This is a genomic window from Acetobacter tropicalis (genome assembly GCF_001580915.1).
In the GTDB taxonomy this organism is placed as follows: domain Bacteria; phylum Pseudomonadota; class Alphaproteobacteria; order Acetobacterales; family Acetobacteraceae; genus Acetobacter; species Acetobacter tropicalis.
This window is the reverse complement of the sequence record NZ_LHZQ01000221.1, coordinates 136,419-153,942: the sequence shown is the minus strand read 5'-3', so window position 1 is coordinate 153,942 and position 17,524 is coordinate 136,419. Positions and strand designations below refer to the sequence as shown.

Annotated in this window: 15 protein-coding genes and 1 tRNA gene; 10 read left to right on the top strand and 6 right to left on the bottom strand. The window is 56.8% G+C overall.

What is annotated here, in order from left to right:
* The first annotated feature begins 53 nt into the window (after positions 1 to 53).
* From galE to AD944_RS14725, 3 genes are all read left to right on the top strand, one after another.
* Complete coding sequence (gene galE, locus AD944_RS14735; protein ID WP_035377557.1) at positions 54 to 1,040, top strand: UDP-glucose 4-epimerase GalE; 987 nt, start codon at positions 54 to 56, stop codon at positions 1,038 to 1,040.
* Positions 1,000 to 1,926, top strand: coding sequence for a trypsin-like serine peptidase (locus AD944_RS14730; RefSeq protein WP_236709208.1), 927 nt, complete (start codon positions 1,000 to 1,002; stop codon positions 1,924 to 1,926). Before galE ends, AD944_RS14730 begins: the two co-directional genes overlap by 41 nt.
* Positions 1,927 to 2,000: 74 nt before the next feature.
* On the top strand, positions 2,001 to 2,984 hold the full coding sequence (locus AD944_RS14725) for a zinc-dependent alcohol dehydrogenase family protein (protein ID WP_045542343.1): 984 nt from the start codon (positions 2,001 to 2,003) through the stop codon (positions 2,982 to 2,984).
* Positions 2,985 to 3,062: 78 nt separating this feature from the next.
* On the opposite strand, the gene AD944_RS14720 is transcribed toward AD944_RS14725, so the two are convergent.
* Positions 3,063 to 3,401 (bottom strand): ArsR/SmtB family transcription factor, encoded by a 339-nt coding sequence (locus AD944_RS14720; RefSeq protein WP_045542353.1) that lies wholly within the window; start codon positions 3,399 to 3,401, stop codon positions 3,063 to 3,065.
* Positions 3,402 to 3,497: 96 nt separating this feature from the next.
* On the opposite strand from AD944_RS14720, the gene AD944_RS14715 reads away from it, so the two are divergent.
* Positions 3,498 to 4,589, top strand: coding sequence for an NADH:flavin oxidoreductase/NADH oxidase (locus tag AD944_RS14715; RefSeq protein WP_045542354.1), 1,092 nt, complete (start codon positions 3,498 to 3,500; stop codon positions 4,587 to 4,589).
* 95 nt (positions 4,590 to 4,684) lie between these two features.
* On the opposite strand, the gene panB is transcribed toward AD944_RS14715, so the two are convergent.
* The gene (gene panB, locus AD944_RS14710; RefSeq protein ID WP_045542355.1) at positions 4,685 to 5,500 is read right to left on the bottom strand and encodes a 3-methyl-2-oxobutanoate hydroxymethyltransferase; all 816 of its coding nucleotides are present in this window, start codon (positions 5,498 to 5,500) and stop codon (positions 4,685 to 4,687) included.
* 164 nt (positions 5,501 to 5,664) lie between these two features.
* Here panB and AD944_RS14705 point away from each other — a divergent pair.
* The 6 genes from AD944_RS14705 to AD944_RS14680 all read left to right on the top strand — a co-directional run bounded on the left by AD944_RS14705 (position 5,665) and on the right by AD944_RS14680 (position 13,547).
* A tRNA-Tyr gene (locus AD944_RS14705) sits at positions 5,665 to 5,750 on the top strand.
* 482 nt (positions 5,751 to 6,232) lie between these two features.
* Positions 6,233 to 8,251, top strand: coding sequence for an esterase/lipase family protein (locus AD944_RS14700; RefSeq protein WP_052427170.1), 2,019 nt, complete (start codon positions 6,233 to 6,235; stop codon positions 8,249 to 8,251).
* Between the two features lie 44 nt (positions 8,252 to 8,295).
* Positions 8,296 to 9,240, top strand: coding sequence for an Lnb N-terminal periplasmic domain-containing protein (locus AD944_RS14695; protein WP_045542356.1), 945 nt, complete (start codon positions 8,296 to 8,298; stop codon positions 9,238 to 9,240).
* A 151-nt stretch (positions 9,241 to 9,391) separates the two neighbouring features.
* Positions 9,392 to 10,741 (top strand): MFS transporter, encoded by a 1,350-nt coding sequence (gene tcuC / locus AD944_RS14690; protein ID WP_269448333.1) that lies wholly within the window; start codon positions 9,392 to 9,394, stop codon positions 10,739 to 10,741.
* A complete protein-coding gene (locus tag AD944_RS14685; RefSeq protein ID WP_045542357.1) occupies positions 10,738 to 12,483 on the top strand; it encodes an OprO/OprP family phosphate-selective porin in 1,746 nt (581 codons plus the stop codon). Before tcuC ends, AD944_RS14685 begins: the two co-directional genes overlap by 4 nt.
* 404 nt (positions 12,484 to 12,887) lie before the next feature.
* Positions 12,888 to 13,547, top strand: coding sequence for a TrmH family RNA methyltransferase (locus AD944_RS14680; RefSeq protein ID WP_045542414.1), 660 nt, complete (start codon positions 12,888 to 12,890; stop codon positions 13,545 to 13,547).
* A gap of 78 nt (positions 13,548 to 13,625) precedes the next feature.
* On the opposite strand, the gene AD944_RS14675 is transcribed toward AD944_RS14680, so the two are convergent.
* From AD944_RS14675 to AD944_RS14660, 4 genes are all read right to left on the bottom strand, one after another.
* Positions 13,626 to 14,447, bottom strand: coding sequence for an SDR family NAD(P)-dependent oxidoreductase (locus AD944_RS14675; protein WP_035379281.1), 822 nt, complete (start codon positions 14,445 to 14,447; stop codon positions 13,626 to 13,628).
* 75 nt (positions 14,448 to 14,522) lie between these two features.
* Complete coding sequence (locus AD944_RS14670) at positions 14,523 to 15,413, bottom strand: S-methyl-5'-thioadenosine phosphorylase (RefSeq protein ID WP_045542358.1); 891 nt, start codon at positions 15,411 to 15,413, stop codon at positions 14,523 to 14,525.
* Positions 15,400 to 16,266 (bottom strand): cytochrome c1, encoded by an 867-nt coding sequence (locus AD944_RS14665; protein WP_052427168.1) that lies wholly within the window; start codon positions 16,264 to 16,266, stop codon positions 15,400 to 15,402. The genes AD944_RS14670 and AD944_RS14665 overlap by 14 nt, the downstream gene beginning before the upstream one ends.
* Complete coding sequence (locus AD944_RS14660; protein WP_045542359.1) at positions 16,263 to 17,450, bottom strand: cytochrome b; 1,188 nt, start codon at positions 17,448 to 17,450, stop codon at positions 16,263 to 16,265. The genes AD944_RS14665 and AD944_RS14660 overlap by 4 nt, the downstream gene beginning before the upstream one ends.
* Positions 17,451 to 17,524 lie beyond the last annotated feature (74 nt).

Sequence of the window (17,524 nt, the reverse complement as noted above, 5' to 3'; positions counted from 1 at the left end):
TGAAATACCTTAAGGTTCCGTCATCTTTTTCATAAGTGTGAGTAGCATTCTACATGGCCCGTTTTCTTGTGACCGGTGGCGCCGGATATGTTGGCAGCCACGTTGTTCTTGCCTTGCTGGATGACGGGCATGACGTGGTGGTGTTTGACAGCCTGCGCACCGGCCACCGGGCTGCTGTGCCCGAACAGGCCAGTTTTGTTCATGGAGATCTGGCGGATCTGGAGTGCCTGAACAAGGTTCTGGCAGACGGCCCTTGGGATGGTGTGCTGCATTTTGCCGCCCTTTCTCTGGTGGGCGAAAGCATGCAGGACCCCATGCTGTATATGTCCGCCAATGCGGGCATCGGGTTCGGATTGATTGACGCCTGCGTGCGTCACGGCATCAAACGGTTTGTATTCTCATCCACCGCCGCCCTGTTCGGTTCCGCGGGAGATGCGCCCATCAGTGAAGATACACCCGTTGACCCCGGCTCCCCTTATGGTGAGAGCAAATACATGGTTGAACGCGCTTTGTACTGGGCCGACCGTATCCATGGGTTGAAGAGCGCGTGCCTGCGTTACTTCAACGCTGCTGGGGCAGACCCGGCAGGCCGTGCGGGCGAAGATCACCGGCCCGAAACACATCTGATTCCCTTGGTCATTGACGCGGCTCTCCAGCGCCGCCCGGCCCTGACCCTGTTTGGGCAGGATTACCCCACACCAGACGGCACCTGTATTCGTGACTACGTGCATGTGACCGATCTTGCACGCGCTCATCTGGCCGTTCTGCCGCTGCTGAACGAGAAAAGTGTGACCTTCAACGTGGGAACCGGACGCGGCAACTCCAACCGTGAAATTATTGAAAGTGTGGCGCGTGTCACCGGCCTGGAAGTGCCTTGGAAGGCGGGCGATCGTCGTCCGGGTGATCCGCCCTGTCTGGTTGCCAGCCCTGCCCGCCTGATTGAAGCAACTGGCTGGGCTCCGGAATTTACGGATATTGATCGGATTGTGGAAACTGCCTATGCGTGGCGTAAAGTTCACCCGCAGGGCTATGGCGCATAAAATCCGCCATTTGTTTTCCCTTTTGCCACGCGGCAGGCGACACCATTTTTCTGCCTGCCGTTTAGAAAAAACTTTCTTCCCTCGTCAGCTTTTCATTCGCACCAACGCTTTTGGGCTTCACGGCAAACACGTTCCCAAGGGCATTCCACTGGCGGGCGTGCTCTTTCTGGGACTGGCGTTTCCCTCGGCACATGCAGAGGGGCCAGCCTATCGCACTCATTTGCCCGGCGTGGGGACAGAAGACCCTCGCCAGCGGGTGGATACGGGCCAGATGCCATGGTCCGCCATTGGCCGGGTGCAGACCGAACTGGGGAGCCGCTGCACGGGCTTTCTGATCAGCCCCGTTCTGGTAGAAACAGCCGCCCATTGTCTGTGGTTTTCCCCTACGAAGCGGTTTATCCGCCCCTCAAGCGTGCATTTTCTTCTCGCTTACAGTGGAGACCATTACACCGCCCACGCCCGCGTGGTGCGCGTGATGATTCCCCCCGGTTATACTACTGCTGAGGAAGCCCGCACCGCTGGGCAGGATCATGCCACACTGGTGCTTGATCATCCCATCGCCAGACCCGAGAACGTCTTTCATGTAACGGCAGGACCGGCGGACATAACGCCCGGCACCCCCGTCCTGTTGGGCGGCTATGAACAGAACCAGCCCAACATCATCACTGCTGATCTGAATTGCCACATTACCGGCCTTTCGCAGGATCTGAGCGGCCATACACTGTTCACACATGATTGCGCGGGCACACACGGCAGCAGCGGTGCGCCGGTGCTTACAAAAACGCAGGATGACTGGCAGGTGCTGGGTGTGCAGGTGCAGGCCAGCACCCAACAGGCCGGAGGCCGCGCCGTTCCATTGCTGAACAGTCCACTCGCACAGCAATGAGCAGGATCAAGGACACAATGTCCTTGGTGTAAGACCATTGTGTTCTCTTTTGCATGAAGAAGGCATTTTGTCTCATGTTCGCCATGCGTCTGCACAAGCCCCGCACCCCTTTGCTGTGGGAAGAACTGCCAGACCTTACCCCCGGCCCCGGTGAGATCAGGGTCAAGGTGCTGGCCTGTGGTGTCTGCCGCACAGATCTGCACGTTGTGGACGGAGACCTGACCCACCCTACCCTCCCCATAACGCCAGGACATGAAATTATCGGGCGTGTGGACGCGCTAGGAATAGGCGTTTCCTCTCTGGCTATAGGGCAACGGGTGGGTATTCCGTGGCTGGGCCACACCTGCGGCCACTGCCCCTATTGTGACAGTCACCATGAAAACCTGTGCGATCATCCAGTCTTTACCGGTTACACGCGTGATGGCGGTTACGCCACGCAAGCCGTGGCCGATGCCCGTTTTGCCTTTCCGTTAGGAGAAGAGGGATCAGACGTGGAACTGGCTCCCCTTCTCTGTGCCGGATTGATCGGCTGGCGCTCTCTGGCCAAAACGGGCAATGCACAGAAAGTCGGTCTGTATGGCTTTGGGGCTGCGGCTCATATTATTGCGCAGGTTCTGGTCTGGCAGAAAAAGAAGGTTTTCGCCTTCACACGCCCCGGCGATACCAAAACGCAGGATTTTGCCCGCGCACTCGGCGCAAGCTGGGCTGGAGGGTCTGATGAGCGTCCGCCAGAACAACTGGATGCCACCATTATTTTCGCACCCGTTGGCAGTCTGGTGCCAGCCGCTCTGAAAACCCTCCGCAAAGGCGGCAAGGTTGTGTGTGCGGGCATTCATATGAGCGAGATTCCGGCATTTTCTTATGATAGCCTGTGGGAAGAACGGGAGATTGTTTCCGTGGCCAACCTCACCCGGCAGGATGGGCTGGAATTCCTCTCACTCGCCCCCAAAATCGGGATTCACACAACCACCACGCTCTATGCTCTGAAAGACGCCAACACGGCACTGGATGATCTACGCCACGGGCGGTTTGATGGCGCAGCCGTACTGGTGCCCTAACACGGCTCACGGCTCACGGCTCACGGCTCACGGCTCACGGCTCACGGCTCACGGCTCACGGCTCACGGCTCACGCATGTCAGGAAGCAGCGGGAACACAAGCCTCCAATGGTGTCATTGCAGCAGCTTTCAGCACGGTGGCCAGCAGGCCGGGAAAGCGGGCTTCAAGTTCTGCATCACGCAGGCTGTTCATGTGGGTGGTGCCCACAACCTCCGTCCGCACAATTCCTGCCTTCCGCAGTACCATGAAGTGATGAGAGGTGGAGGATTTAGGCCGTCCCGCCTGTAGCGGCGCACAAGGCTGGGGTTGAGCCTGCGCCAGCCTCCGCACCACGGAAAGACGATACGGATCTGCCAGCGCGTGCAGGATTGCCGTCAGTTCAAACGCATCAGCCGGAGGGTGCTCATACTGCTTCATATCCTCTCCTTACTGTCAGCCCCTTGCGGACTTCAATAGTTCGATTATAGTCGAACTATACACTTACCAGACTGACTCCAACAAAAGGTGCTTTTCATGGCTGGTCTTTTCGACTCCTATACCCTCAAGGACATCACCCTGCGCAACCGCATCATGGTAGCCCCCATGTGCCAGTATATGGCGCAGAACGGGGTACCGAATGATTGGCATAGCGTGCATTATGCCTCTCTGGCGCGTGGTGGTTCCGGCCTTGTGGTGGTGGAAGCCACTGCGGTTTCTCCAGAAGGGCGCATCACGCCGGGCTGCCTTGGCTTGTGGAATGATGAACAGGCTGCCGCCTTTGCTCCCATTGTGGAAAGCATCCGCAAGGCAGGCGCCGTGCCCGGAATCCAGATTGCGCACGCAGGCCGCAAGGCCAGCGCCAATGTGCCGTGGGAAGGTGATGACCATCTTCCGGAAAATGATCCCCGCAGTTGGCAGCCTATTGCCCCCTCATCCGTTGCTTTCGGGGCAAACCTGCCGCGCGAGCCCCACGAGATGACGCTGGATGATATTGCACGCGTGAAAGCCGATTTTGTCAAAGCCGCAGAACGCGCACGGGATGCCGGTTTCCAGTGGCTCATGCTGCATTTTGCCCATGGCTATCTGGCGCAAAGTTTCTTCTCCGCTCACTCCAACCAGCGGACGGACCAGTATGGTGGCTCTGCTGACAATCGGGCACGCTTCCTTATTGAAACACTGGAAGCTGTCAGAAAAGTCTGGCCGGACAATCTGCCGCTTTCCGCCCGCTTTGGCGTGATTGAATTTGATGGCCGGGATGAAGAAACATTCCGGGATTCCATCAGCCTTCTTCAGAAACTGCGTGCAGCAGGGCTGGATTTTCTGGATGTCAGTATCGGCTTTTCCACACCGGAAGCCAAAATTCCGTGGGGTCCGGCGTTCATGGGGCCATGGGCCCGGCGCGTGGGTGAGGAAACCGGCCTTCCTGTTTCCACCTCCTGGTACATCAGTGAGGGCAGACAGGCCGATGCGCTAATCCGCACCGGCGGCCTTGAGATGGTTTCCATCGGGCGGCCCCTGCTGGCCAACCCGCACTGGCCTTATGCCGCAGCGCGCGCCGTGCACAACAAGGAAGCCCCAGCTCTCTTACCAAAATCTTACGGCTGGTGGCTTGCCCGTTACCAGTAAGGCGGGTTGTCCTTCCGCCTGACTGAAAGAACGGTAACAGCACGTTAAAAACTGGCGGGGACTATAAATTTCTCACCAGTTTTTATGGTTTCCTCCTACTCCTTGGGCATACCAACACACTGTTCCGGCCCCGGGAATGCTCGGCTGCGCACCGCTTTTGCATAGGCCGCAGCAGCCTTGTCCACTTCTGCACCCAGATTGCCAAATCGCTTCACAAAGCGGGGGGTGAAATCAGAAAACAGGCCGAGCATATCCTCGCCAACCAGCACCTGCCCGCCACACGCAGGGGATGCCCCAATGCCAATGGTCAGGGCGGGCACGCTCTCCGTGATGGCCCGCGCCAAGGGTTCCATGGTGCTTTCAATCACCATGGCAAACGCTCCCGCGTCTGCCACAGCCTGCGCATCCTTCATGATCTGCTCGGCTTCATTCCCCCGCCCTACGGTACGAAAGCCGCCATGAGTATGCACGGCCTGCGGCTTGAGTCCGATATGACCGATAACCGGAATGCCGCGTTGGGTCAGAAAATGGATGGTTTCGGCCATCTCCACGCCGCCTTCCAGCTTGACGCATCCGGCTCCTGTGCGCGCCATAATCTCGGCGGAGGTCTGGAATGCCTGCTGCGGGCTCTGCTGATAGCTGCCAAAAGGCAGATCTATGGCCACGCAGGCGTGCTGGCTGCCCCTTACCACGGCCTGGCCGTGGGCAATCATCATGTCTGTCGTCACGCCCAAGGTTGACTCCATGCCGTACACCACCATTCCAAGCGAATCTCCCACCAGCAAGAGATCACAATGCGGGTCCAGCAGTTTGGCCATGGGGGTAGTGTAGGCGGTCAGAGCCACCACAGGGGTGTCCAACGCGGCCAAAGAGCGCGGAGTATGCCGCTTGGTCGCACTATGTTTGCTCAAAAAAGTCTCTCCCGCTCAAAAAATCAGCATCGCCGCACCATCACCGACAAGCCGATACCGTGTCCAGCCGCTCAAGAGAAAGTTTTTTGGAGAAAGAGGAAAGAGAATGAAAACAGGCCATTGACAACGCTCCCCCCTGCCTTTAGTTCACTCCTCAACAAGCCGGAAGGGTGCCCGAGTGGCTAAAGGGGGCGGACTGTAAATCCGCTGGCGTACGCCTACGTTGGTTCGAATCCAACTCCTTCCACCATTTTCCTAAAATTCAATAAAATCACTCAGTTAGAAATAACTGTCGGGTCTTCACGTCTTCCGTGTCGAGCTTAGTCTGTCTGCTGTTCTTGCAGAGCAGAGAAGAGACGCTGGACGGGCGTTCCCCTGTAAAAGGCGTACGGGGGTGGAACTGCGGCGAATACGGACCTACACTTCACCTCCAGATAAGCGCCATTTGAAGCAGGACCGTGTTGTGATTTCTAACCAGATAAATCCGATCCAGAAAGCAAAAGGATGAGGTGGTTCAGATCACGTGCCCTTTGCCGCCTTCTGGGGCACAAATGGTCCCCATGGCAGCGCCAGCGGTCCTGGGATGGAAGCCATGAGTTTCTTTTTCGGCACTGTACGCGGGAGGGCTGTCTGGCCACTGAGAAAAAAGCCGCTGAGTGACGCACTGGCGTGAAGGAAATAGAACAGATACCCAACCAGACGCCCTTTTCCTTTCTGCCCTGCGATGTGCCCGTGATCAGACGCCTCCGCCTTTTGCCCAGAACTGCTGCCTCTGCCGCTCTCCTGCTTCTGCTTGCCGGATGCGCGTCTCCCGTTTCCGTCCGTGAAGTCTCCCTTCAACATGCCTATACGGACCGCGCCCGCAGCGCCCTCAGCGGCAGGCAATTGAGCAATACCACTCACACCATCCTACAACGCCAGAACCTGCTGAAACTGTGGGAATCTCACCCCACGCGGACAATCGACACCCTGCGCGTCATGACGCAGCGGCATTTTTATGCCCACAAGCTGGAAGATCAATTGTTCGCGTTGGCCGAACTCAGTTACCAGCGCGCCCGTAAAACCCAGGACCGTGCACAGTTCATGGCTGCGGCTCTTTATGCCTATGCGTACCTGAACCCCACAGCACCAGAGGCAGACCGCCCCAGCGGGTATGACCCGCATCTGCGGCAGGCGTGCGATATCTACATGTTTGGCCTGACGGAAGCTCTGGGCACCCCCATTACCCTCTCGGCCCAGCAATGGAGCCTTCCGTCTGGCACGCTCGATGTGGAGGCCTCCACAACACCGTTCCAGTGGCACGGACACGAGCTGACGGATTTGCGCCCGCTGGCGCGGCTTTCCATCAGTGGGGTGCAAAACATCTATCGCCATATGGGGTTGGGGGAACCCGTTGCTGGCCTTCCCCTTCTGACGAAACAAGAAAGCCAGTCTTTCCAGATTACGGATAAGCTGCGCGTTCCCCTCAATCTACAGCTTGTAATGAACAACCCGCGCCAGCAGGTGCTGGCCGATCACCAAACAGCGGTGTTGCACCTCACCGCTATTGATGATCCGCACTCCTCATCTTCCCTGCCAGACGATGCACCTTTACAGTATGACCAGACCGCCGCACGTGCCGTCAGCCTGAACGAGGCCATGGACTGGTCTACCGAATACAAGGGGTTTCTGGACGGAAGGCTGTTTGACCAAGGGAGCATTCCGCAGCTCATCGCCATTGAACCCCACCAGCATGGGCACCGTCCAGTTATTCTGGTGCATGGCACAGCCTCCAGCGCCGCCCGCTGGGCCGATATGATCAATGATCTGCTGGAAGACCCGGAAATTCGTCAGAATTACGAATTCTGGCTGTTTTCCTACGCCACAGGCAACCCCATTCCCTATTCCGCCCTGCAACTCCGCAAGGCACTTGAACAGGCCGTTCACCAGTTGGGCGGCGTGCAGGCTGATCCTGCCTTGGGAGAAATGACTCTGATTGGCCACAGCCAGGGCGGCCTGCTGATCAAGCTGCTGGCCATTGATGCGGGAGACAAATTATGGAACGGCATGATCTCGCGCCCTCTGAACAGCCTTAACCTGAACACCCCCAGCAAAACCCTGTTGCAGGAAGCACTCTTTCCGGCCCCTCCTCCTGAAGTCAAAAGCGTTGTGTTTATCTCCACCCCTCAACATGGCAGTTATATTGCAGGGTTTTCACTGGCACATCTGGTAGGGCGCATGGTCACCTTCCCGCTTACAGTGACGGAAGTAACCAAAGCTGTCATGTCGAGCGATCCAAACATCCGCCGCCTGAACATGCGCCCATGGCGGGTGGGAAGTGTGTATGGCATGTCCCCCCGCAGTTCCTTCATCCGCTCGCTAGCCACCATTCCGGTCGCCAACCAGATCTCGGCGCACTCCATTATTCCGGTGCTGGGAGATGGTCCGCTTGAAAAACAGAATGATGGCGTGGTGTCTTACAAAAGTGCGCATATGGAAAATGTTGATTCAGAACTGGTGGTCCGCCGGTCTGGCCATTCCACGCAATCCAACCCCATCACCATTGCGGAAGTGCGCCGTATTCTGCTTGAGCAATTGCACACCGGCCCCCACCCGCCCCCACCCGCAGAATTCCTGACTAGAAGGGATATCATGACGCTCGGCGGTCAGTATGTGCCTACAACCCGCACCGCACCACCCATAAATGACAACCAGCCTGCTGCACCCGTTTTTCCCGCCCCCACTGGTATGGCTACGGGACCAAACCCGTGACGCTATCCCGCCAGACATGGAGAGGTAGGCTTGTCACTGCCTGTATGCTGGTTGGTGCCGCGTTTGGGGCTGCTGCTTTTTACTATTCCACCCTGGAGCCCGACAGACTGCGCGTAACACTGGCGCTCCTGTTTCCTGCTCTGGTGGCTGGCACCTTTCCTGTTCCTTCACGCAGGCTCAAAACGGCAGCCCGCCTCCTCCTGTTTGGGGCGTTTTCTGTCTGGTATGTAACAGACCCACCGCGAAACAACCGGGACTGGGCCGGAGAATACGCCATTCCTGCCGATGTCTCCATGCAGGGGCGCATTGCCCACGTCCATCATGTGCGTAACTTTATTTACCGCACTCCCGAAGACTATACGCCACGCTATTATGATGCCGATTATGATCTGGACAAGCTGACCTCGCTTGACCTCATTACCTCTTACTGGGCGGGAGACAGCATTGCCCATGTGTTTCTCAGCTTCGGGTTCAATGATGGCAAGCATCTGGCCATTTCCATTGAAACCCGAAGGCAGAAGAAGTTTCCCTATTCCACCATCGCAGGTTTCTTCCATCACTACGAGCTGTTCTACGTAACAGCCGATGAACGGGATCTTATTGGAGTGCGAACAGATATCCGCAAAGAACGTGTCTATCTCTACAGAGTCTCTCTTTCTCCTCAGGCCAGAGAGCGGTTGTTTGTCAGTTATTTGACGGAGATAGACCAACTGGCGCACCAGCCCGCATGGTACAACACCCTGACGGACAACTGCACCACCGGCATTCTGGCACGCGCTCAGGCCAAGCTGCGTTACCGGCTGGACTGGCGCGTGCTGATGAGCGGTTATACAGCATCGCTCGCCTATGATCTGGGCCTCTTGCAGACAGATGGAATGGATTTTCCTACCCTACGGCAGCATAGCCGTATCTCTCGCCCGGCCAACGCCACGACAGAAGAAACTTATTCTGAAGATATCAGGAAAAACCTGACGACAGACACACGCTGATACCTTTTCTTTTCCTCTTCATAACAAACAGTTGAGGTTTTTTTCTGTATTTGTCTTATTTTAATTGAGGATTATACGCCTATCTGTGCTTATACTGTTTCTTTCGCCCTGTGAGGCGGGCTCAATAACAAAAAACATCAAGATATGAGTCATGACAGAAAGCAGCACGACCCTGGGTAGCTTTGCCGACACGGAAGCCTCTCCTCATGCCGAATCCAGTGCTATGGCCGTAAAACCTATGACCACACGGGAACGCATGAAAGCCGCGGCACAGGTTGCCAGCGGCAACATGCTGGAGATGTACGACTTCATGGTGTTTGGCTATTACGCCGCCGCCATTGGCCGTACGTTTTTCCCCTCCTCAGATCCCTATGCGGAACTCATGATGTCCTTCGCCACCTTTGGGGCGGGGTTTCTCATGCGGCCGCTGGGCGCTTTGCTGCTTGGCGCCTATGTGGACCGGATCGGGCGGCGCAAGGGTCTTATTCTTACGCTTACCCTCATGTCCATCGGCACGCTTACCCTCACCCTTACACCAGGCTACGCGGCCATTGGCGTTCTGGCCCCTCTTCTAGTGCTATGCGGGCGGTTGTTACAGGGTTTTTCCGCCGGGGTGGAACTGGGGTCTACGTCCGTTTATCTGGCGGAAATTGCCCAGCCCCATAACCGCGGCTTTATTGTTGCGTTTCAGTCCGCCTCCCAGCAGGTCGCGGTTATGGCCGCCGCCGCCATTGGCGTGGCCCTGGCCACCCTTATCGCCCCGCCGGATATGGCCGCATGGGGCTGGCGTGTGCCGCTTCTGATCGGGTGCCTGATTGTACCTGTTCTGTTTTTCCTGCGCCGTAACCTGCAGGAAACGGAAGCCTTCGCCACCACGCACAAACCGCCCCATTTTTCAGAAATTGTGCAGACCATTGCACGTGAATGGCGCGTTGTGTCCACCGGGCTGTTGATGGTGCTCATGACCACCACGTCCTTTTACGTCATTACTGCCTACACGCCCTCTTTTGGCAGTGCTGTTCTGCATCTTTCCACAACAGACAGTCTTGTTGTCACGCTTTGCGTTGGCATGACCAACTTTCTGCTTCTGCCCGTGTTTGGCGCTTTATCAGACCGCATTGGCCGCAAAAAACTGCTGATTACCTCCACCGTTCTGGCTATTCTGACAGCCTATCCGGCCATGAGCTGGCTGGTAGCGGCGCCTTCCTTCCTGCGCCTGCTGACCGTGGAGCTATGGCTGGCCATCATCTACAGCATCTATAATGGGGCCGCCGTTGTGTATCTGACGGAAATTGTGCCGCCGCGCATCCGTACAACCGGCTTTTCCATGGCGTATAGTCTGGCAACCTGCGTGGGTGGCTTTACGCCTACGGTGTGCACATGGCTCATTCATGCCACAGGCAACCGGGCTATTCCGGGCGCATGGTTGGCGTTGGCCGCCCTGTGCGGACTTGCCGCCAGCCTGATGGCTCGTCCCTATGAGAACAAGCCTCTCACATGACCTCCACCCGTTACGCCTTCACTCTTCTCCTGACAGATACCGCCATGCGCACTCGTATTACTACTCTCGGCCTAGGCATGCTCGGCCTCGTTACGCATCCTTCCTACGCTTCCGCCGCGTCAACTGACCCGGAGGTGCAGGAGCTAACGCGCCTCGTCAAAATGCAGTCCCAGCAGATCCATGAACTCCAGTCCCGCTTGGCCAAGGTGGAGAAAAATGCCGTTCATGTCACAGCCGCCACTCATGGCATGGCGGCAACACACACCACCGCACAGACCGCACAAAAGCCCTTTATCCGCAGCCCCGCCCTCTATCCACCACCATCGGTTGCGCGCGCCACGCCTGTGTTGAAATCCGGCCCGGAGGAAGCCGTCACCTTCGCGGGAGACGAACCCGCCCCAGGAAGCCCGATATACCTCACCCGCCATGCTGCCTATCCGCTTTCCCCGGCGGCTCCGGGGTCATTTGGCGCAATTTCCAACATGCCGTCCGGCTCCGCGCCAGTCATGGGTGTGGCGTCTCAGATTCCAACCTCCAACCGTAGCACCACCATTGGGGGCCTCGTTCTGAAATGGGGTAAGGGCCTGCCGGAAATCACTACGCCAGACAACGCATATTCCTTCCGCATGCGTGGCCGTATTCTGGCGGATTATGGTGGGGCTTTTGGCTCCCGCTTCCCGGCGCAGAATGTCTCCCGCACCACATTGCGCGCTGCGCGCCTTGGGGTGGAAGGCAATGCCCATCAACTCTCCTGGGTTCTGGAAGGCGATTACTCCAACAACGAACTTTCCGTTATGAGCGCCTTCATGACATGGAGCGACAAAATGGCGAAGCACCTTGTTGAATACACGCTGGGCAACAAGTTTAACGAACGCTCCTTTGATGGCTCAACCGGATCGGATCAGACTGTCTTTCTTGACCGCGATATTGTTGCCAATGCGCTCCTTCCCGTTAAGGGCTGGTACGGTCTTGGCGGCGCATTCAAGATTTTTGGGGACAACTGGCATGTGGCCACCCAGATCAGCGGAAATGACGTCAACACCGCCAACGTAACCAACAATGTGCGGGATGACCTCACTTACATGCTGCGCACCCACTATATTCCGTGGCGCAGCAAAAAGGCTCTTATCCATCTGGGCGCGTGGGGCTTTTATGAAGATGTCAAACCCGCTGCGTCCTTTTCACAACGTGTGCGGCTGCTGGCCCGCACGGATGATGCTTTTGGCCTCCAGTTCGGGCCAATGGTTCCCCTTGCCAACTCCATGGCCGGGGGCGTGGAGCTATTCGGCATCTGGGGGCCTGCATGGGGGTTGGTGGAATATGGCGCACGCCACATGAAACTGCGTGATACCGCACCGGGACTATCTCTCAGCCCGCGTAATCTGGGGGCCCAAGGCACGGAACAGGCCTTCAGTTTCCAGACAGGCGCGTTCTTGACAGGCGAGACACCCAACTACTTCGCCCACACCGGGCAGTGGGCAACGCCCCGCGTGCTTCATCCTGTTACAGAAGGTGGGGTTGGCGGCTGGGAAGTTGCCGCCCGATGGGACTGGATTGATGCAACCTCCATCCCCACTGGTGGGCGCGCCTGGACTGCAACCATCGGCGTAAACTGGTATCTGCTCAGCTTTGCACGCCTGATGCTGAACTATACCCACGCCGATGTCACGAACAAAACCGGCAATTATATTGGCCCCAACAGCGGCAATATTGTCGGCGTACGCTCTGCTGTAACGTTTTAGAACTGTCTTTAATCATTTTTCCGACCGACCTAGATTACTGATTAGCGTAATACCCGACCGTTTTGCCGCAGGCCCTGTTCAGATGAGCAGGGCCTGCTTTGTAAATAGGCTTATTTTCACAATAACTCTTCCCTACACGGTAAGGGTCTTATGCGCACTCAATAATCTTCTTGATCTTTCTCTTCATGAGAAAAGAGTATTGTTAAAATTTTTCCTTCCAGTGTTTCCAATACTTCATCTGCCTATGGATCATTGTTTGCTGATGATCGAAGTATTCCCTGCGGCATACTCTTTAAAGCACAAAGCTGATTTTTCATGTAAAAATATGGACTTTGAAGGCTAATCTTCAGGCAGAAAGTCCGATCATCGTAAAACATCGTATTTTCAAAAGAGAGATTGTGAGCATGAATGCAGAGATAAAAGATAAAGCAAAAAAGCCCGCACGCATACGGGCAGATTCCATAAAGGCCTTCCGGTGCCAGAATCTGATTGCGGTTCTTGAAGACCCCAGCAACATAAAAAATATTGGCACTGTCATCCGCAATGTTAATGCGCTTGGGGTGGAGAAAGTCTATATTGTTGATCCGCAGAAAGCGCTCTCCGATGACTGGCAGGAATTGCGGGAACAGAAAACACTTTCAAAAACATCCGTCTCAGCCATCAAATGGACGTTTGTAAAACGATTTGACAGCACGGCAGACTGTTTTGATCATCTTGAAAAAATGGGATTCACATCCCTTGTCACGTCCCCTCATGTAAAAGGGAAAAAGAGCATTTTTCTTGATGAAGGGGATTACACCATCTACCCCAAGCTTGCTGTCTGGTTTGGAAATGAAACGCGTGGGATCAGTGATCTGGCTGTGGCACGCAGCGAAATGTGCGTGAGCATTCCCATGTTCGGCATGATTGAAAGCCTGAACCTTGGAACAAGTTCAGGAATTATGCTGTATGAAGTCACCAAGCAGAGGCGGGCTTATCAGAGCGAATACAAGCGGCGTAACAAAAGAGGCACACGGGAAGAACCGCTGCCAACTGTCCTCACACCTGATCATGTAGCCCCGTAAAGCGTTCTATTTTGCCCCGTTATCCACCATCCGCCAGTTTGAAAAGAGAGCCGGGAACCGGCTTTCCCGACCAAAAAATCAGACCGGGGGTTTCTGTTGCGCTGCCAGATATTTCTTCTGGCCTTTGCGGCCTTTTTTCAAAAGCACAGGCAGGATTAGCCGCCATACGCGCGGCATCATCAGCATGAGTTGCGCCAGTATGCCGTCTGAACTGGGGCAGAACACTTCTGCCCGCGGGCGGCATAAAAGCTTCTGCACAATAGCGGCTATTTCATCCGGTGTTGCAGGAGCCGTTACAAAATTCAGGGGAGAGCCGCCATTATCAATTTCCCGCCGCAGCATAGGGGTATCCACCGCGCCGGGAAAGACGGACGAAACATGAATACCGCATTTTTGCACGTCCTGCGCCAGAGATAACGCAAAACCACGCAAACCGAATTTACTGGCTGTATAGATGCTGCTGCCTTCCAAAGGCACCAGGGCCGCCATGGAATTAACAAACACAATATGGCCGCCTGCTGGCAACAGCGGCAGCACGCCCATGGTCAACAGAATTGGGGCTTCCAGATTAACCATCAACTGGGCGGAAACGCAGGCTGTATCCGTGGTGCCCATACGCTGTGGCGTGATAACCCCGGCGCAATGCACAATAGCCTGCAACGGCACGTTCTGGCGGGCCAGATCAGCCACGGCCGCTTCAATCTGCGCTGGCTGAGTAAGATCACAGGCAACAGGCGTTACAAAAGGCTGGCCGGTGGGTTCGCCTTTACGGCTGAACGCCAGCACATGATAGCCCTCCGCCACCAAGCGGCTGACAAGCCTGCCCCCAATACCCCCTGCCGCCCCGGTAACCAGGGCTACAGGTCGGGAGGAAAACTGAGAAGAACGAACTGAAGACATAAGAGATGCTAGGCCAATCTTTAATTTGGCCCAACATTCACTGCTTTGCGCCAACGCGCAAGGGAGACTGACGGATCAGTTACCCAGAACACGCCCTGCTACCACTTTCAGCTTGCTGATCAGTTCCGGATCGCGTGCTTCAGGTGCGGTAATAAGAGCATGTTCAAGCGCGCGGTCACACCCGGCGGAGCACAGGCGGCGCGGTTTGCCGAGAGCCGGGATAACCGCCTTCACCAATGCCTTGGCCTTTGCGGAATTGCCCTGCATGATTTTCACCACGCTTTCCACCGTCACGTTGTCATGCTCGGTGTGCCAGCAGTCATAGTCCGTCACCATCGCAACGGTTGCATAGCAGATCTCTGCTTCACGGGCCAAAGTGGCTTCGGGCATGTTGGTCATGCCGATAACGGAGCACCCCCATGTGCGGTACAGTTCACTTTCGGCTCGAGTGGAAAACTGTGGGCCTTCCATCACCAGATAGGTGCCGCCGCGTGTGGCCTCAATGCCAAGCGCTTTGGTCTGGGCTTCCAGCACATCGCCAATACGCGGGCACAGCGGATCAGCCATGGAGATATGGGCCACGCAGCCAGTGTCAAAGAAGCTCTTTTCCCGCCAGATGGTGCGATCAATAAACTGATCGACAATCACAAAATGGCCGGGCGGCAGTTCTTCCTTCAAGGACCCCACGGCGGAGAGCGAGACAATATCCGTCACGCCAGACATCTTCATGGCCGCAATATTGGCGCGGTAGTTCAGCCGAGAAGGCGGAATGGGGTGGCCACGGCCATGACGGGGCAGAAACACACACTGAACACCATCCAGCCGACCGAACAGGAGCTGGTCAGACGGTTTGCCCCACGGGGTTTCAACCGTGCGCCATTCCTTGTCTTCCAGCCCATCAATATCATACAGGCCAGACCCGCCGATAAGGCCGATCACGGGTTCCACAACATTACTTTCGGACATGAGACCAGATTCTCCGTTTCAGGATCACAAGTAGAGTGGCGAGAAAACACAGATACAGCGCCACGCCAACACCCAGCCTGCGCTTGCTATCCGCATGCGGGTTGGAAACCCATGCCAGAAAGGTGGTGACATCGCGCGCTTCCTGCTCTGCAGTGGCCTGTGTGCCATCGGCATACACCACCGCGCCATCTCGCAAAGGCGGCGGCATGGCAGTGCGGTGCCCAATAGCATACGGGTTGGCAAAGCCCCCCGCGCCGCCCGTTGCAGTTGAGAAAGCCCCTCCCACCAAACCTTCGCCAGCAGCGCTCCCCTTCTCATTCTGATGGGACGGCGGGGCGCCATATCCCGTCAACAACGCAAACACGCGGTCTGGCCCACCGGGATAAACCTGCGTGATACGAGACAGATCAGGCGGCACCGCGCCACGGTTGGCAGCACGGGCCGCCTGGGCGTTGGGATAAGGCTCCGGCAACGCATCATCAGGCTGCGCCTTGCGGTGCTTCAGTCGCCCTTCCGCGTCCAGACCGTAAGGCACCTGCCATGCCTCGGCCAGGGCCGCTATCTGTTCCGATGTCAGGCCCATTCCTGCCAGATCAGAAAAATGCACCTGTGTCAGCCCGTGGCAGGACGCGCAGACGCCCGCAAAAACGGCATAGCCACGCTGAACGGCGGCAAGATCAAAATGACCAAGCGGCCCTTTGAAAGACCAGTTCTGAACAGGAGCCTGTGCCGGTGCCAAAGACTGTGCCCACCCCGCCGGACCATGACCCAGCCCTACGCCCAGCAAAAGCGCCACGCCCCCCCATTTACGGGCCTGCGCAATGGAGGAGGACAATACCTGCGTTCCGGTCACGCACGTTCTCCCCAGTTAGCGAGCTTTGCATAAAACGGCAGGAAACCAAGAAAGTAAGCGTAATATCCCACCGTTGCCAGGCGGCCAACCAGTAGCCAAATGCCCTGCACATGATGGCTGCCTGCAAGCCCCGCCATAACAAAGGAGACCACCAGCGCGCTCACCGCCAGACGTGCCAGCCAGCGCTGGCCTGTCTGCTCTCCTATCCACCCAGCCCCCCGATCCAGCCATGGCACACAGAACAGAACCGCCACCGCCCCGGCAGACACCAGCAGACCGGCAAATTTGGAGGGTACAGCCTGCAACATGCCGTAAAAGGGCAGAAAGTACCATTCCGGTTCAATATCCGCAGGCGTATGCAACGGGTTGGCGGGGCGATAGTTGGCAGGCTCCGTAATCAGACCCGGCCAGAAACACAGTACCAGGGTGAACAAAAGCGCCATCACCACCACGCCCAGCGTGTCCTTGATGGTGAAGTAAGGATAAAAAGGCAGCATCCGAGCCGGATTTTGTCCGCGCAAGCCGGAGGGGCTGCTGCTCCCTCTGGTATGCAGCACGGCTACATGCAGCAGCACCGCCCCCACAATGCTGAAGGCCAGCGTAAAATGCAGCACGAACATGCGGTGCAATGTGGCTGTTCCCGGTGCATCTCCGCCCAGAAAAATGCGTTCCAACACAGGTCCGATCAACGGCACAGCGCCTACCGCTTTGCCCGCAACATCCGCGCCCCAGTAGGACATCTGCCCCCATGGCAGCACATACCCTGCAAAGGCCGTGATCATCACCATCACCAACAGGGCTGAACCTATAAGCCACAGCCCACGGCGCGGCGCACGATAGGAACCATAATACAGCCCCCGAAACACATGCAGATAAAGCGCCGCCATGAAAAAGCTGGCTCCGGTCATATGCAGGCTGCGTAACAGCCAACCGGAGGGCATGCGGCGCTCCAGCGCTTCAACCGATCCAAACGCCAATGAGGCATCCGGGGTGTAAGACAACGCCAGCGTCAGACCACTCAGCAGCATCAGGACCAACACGGCCACCAGCATGGCCCCTATGGTCCACAGCAGGTTCAGATCAGCAGGCAGCAGCAAGCTCATATAGTCTTTTACAAAGGTCGCTACACCAGCAGCCTCCTGCCCCTGCTCCTTGTGGTCCTTGCAAGATGGTGTGCCCGCCATCTGTTCTCTCCTGCTGCATGGCCAGAGAGATCATGCCTCTCCGCAACGCCCTGATTTCTGGCTGGCAACACCCC

Excerpts from the sequence above, each read along its gene's own strand:
- galE (WP_035377557.1), top strand. The coding sequence starts at position 54 with ATGGCCCGTTTTCTTGTGACCGGTGGCGCCGGATATGTTGGCAGCCAC.
- AD944_RS14730 (WP_236709208.1), top strand. The coding sequence starts at position 1,000 with ATGCGTGGCGTAAAGTTCACCCGCAGGGCTATGGCGCATAAAATCCGC.
- AD944_RS14725 (WP_045542343.1), top strand. The coding sequence starts at position 2,001 with ATGTTCGCCATGCGTCTGCACAAGCCCCGCACCCCTTTGCTGTGGGAA.
- AD944_RS14720 (WP_045542353.1), bottom strand. The coding sequence starts at position 3,401 with ATGAAGCAGTATGAGCACCCTCCGGCTGATGCGTTTGAACTGACGGCA.
- AD944_RS14715 (WP_045542354.1), top strand. The coding sequence starts at position 3,498 with ATGGCTGGTCTTTTCGACTCCTATACCCTCAAGGACATCACCCTGCGC.
- AD944_RS14695 (WP_045542356.1), top strand. The coding sequence starts at position 8,296 with ATGCTGGTTGGTGCCGCGTTTGGGGCTGCTGCTTTTTACTATTCCACC.
- tcuC (WP_269448333.1), top strand. The coding sequence starts at position 9,392 with ATGACAGAAAGCAGCACGACCCTGGGTAGCTTTGCCGACACGGAAGCC.
- AD944_RS14685 (WP_045542357.1), top strand. The coding sequence starts at position 10,738 with ATGACCTCCACCCGTTACGCCTTCACTCTTCTCCTGACAGATACCGCC.
- AD944_RS14680 (WP_045542414.1), top strand. The coding sequence starts at position 12,888 with ATGAATGCAGAGATAAAAGATAAAGCAAAAAAGCCCGCACGCATACGG.
- AD944_RS14675 (WP_035379281.1), bottom strand. The coding sequence starts at position 14,447 with ATGTCTTCAGTTCGTTCTTCTCAGTTTTCCTCCCGACCTGTAGCCCTG.
- AD944_RS14670 (WP_045542358.1), bottom strand. The coding sequence starts at position 15,413 with ATGTCCGAAAGTAATGTTGTGGAACCCGTGATCGGCCTTATCGGCGGG.
- AD944_RS14660 (WP_045542359.1), bottom strand. The coding sequence starts at position 17,450 with ATGGCGGGCACACCATCTTGCAAGGACCACAAGGAGCAGGGGCAGGAG.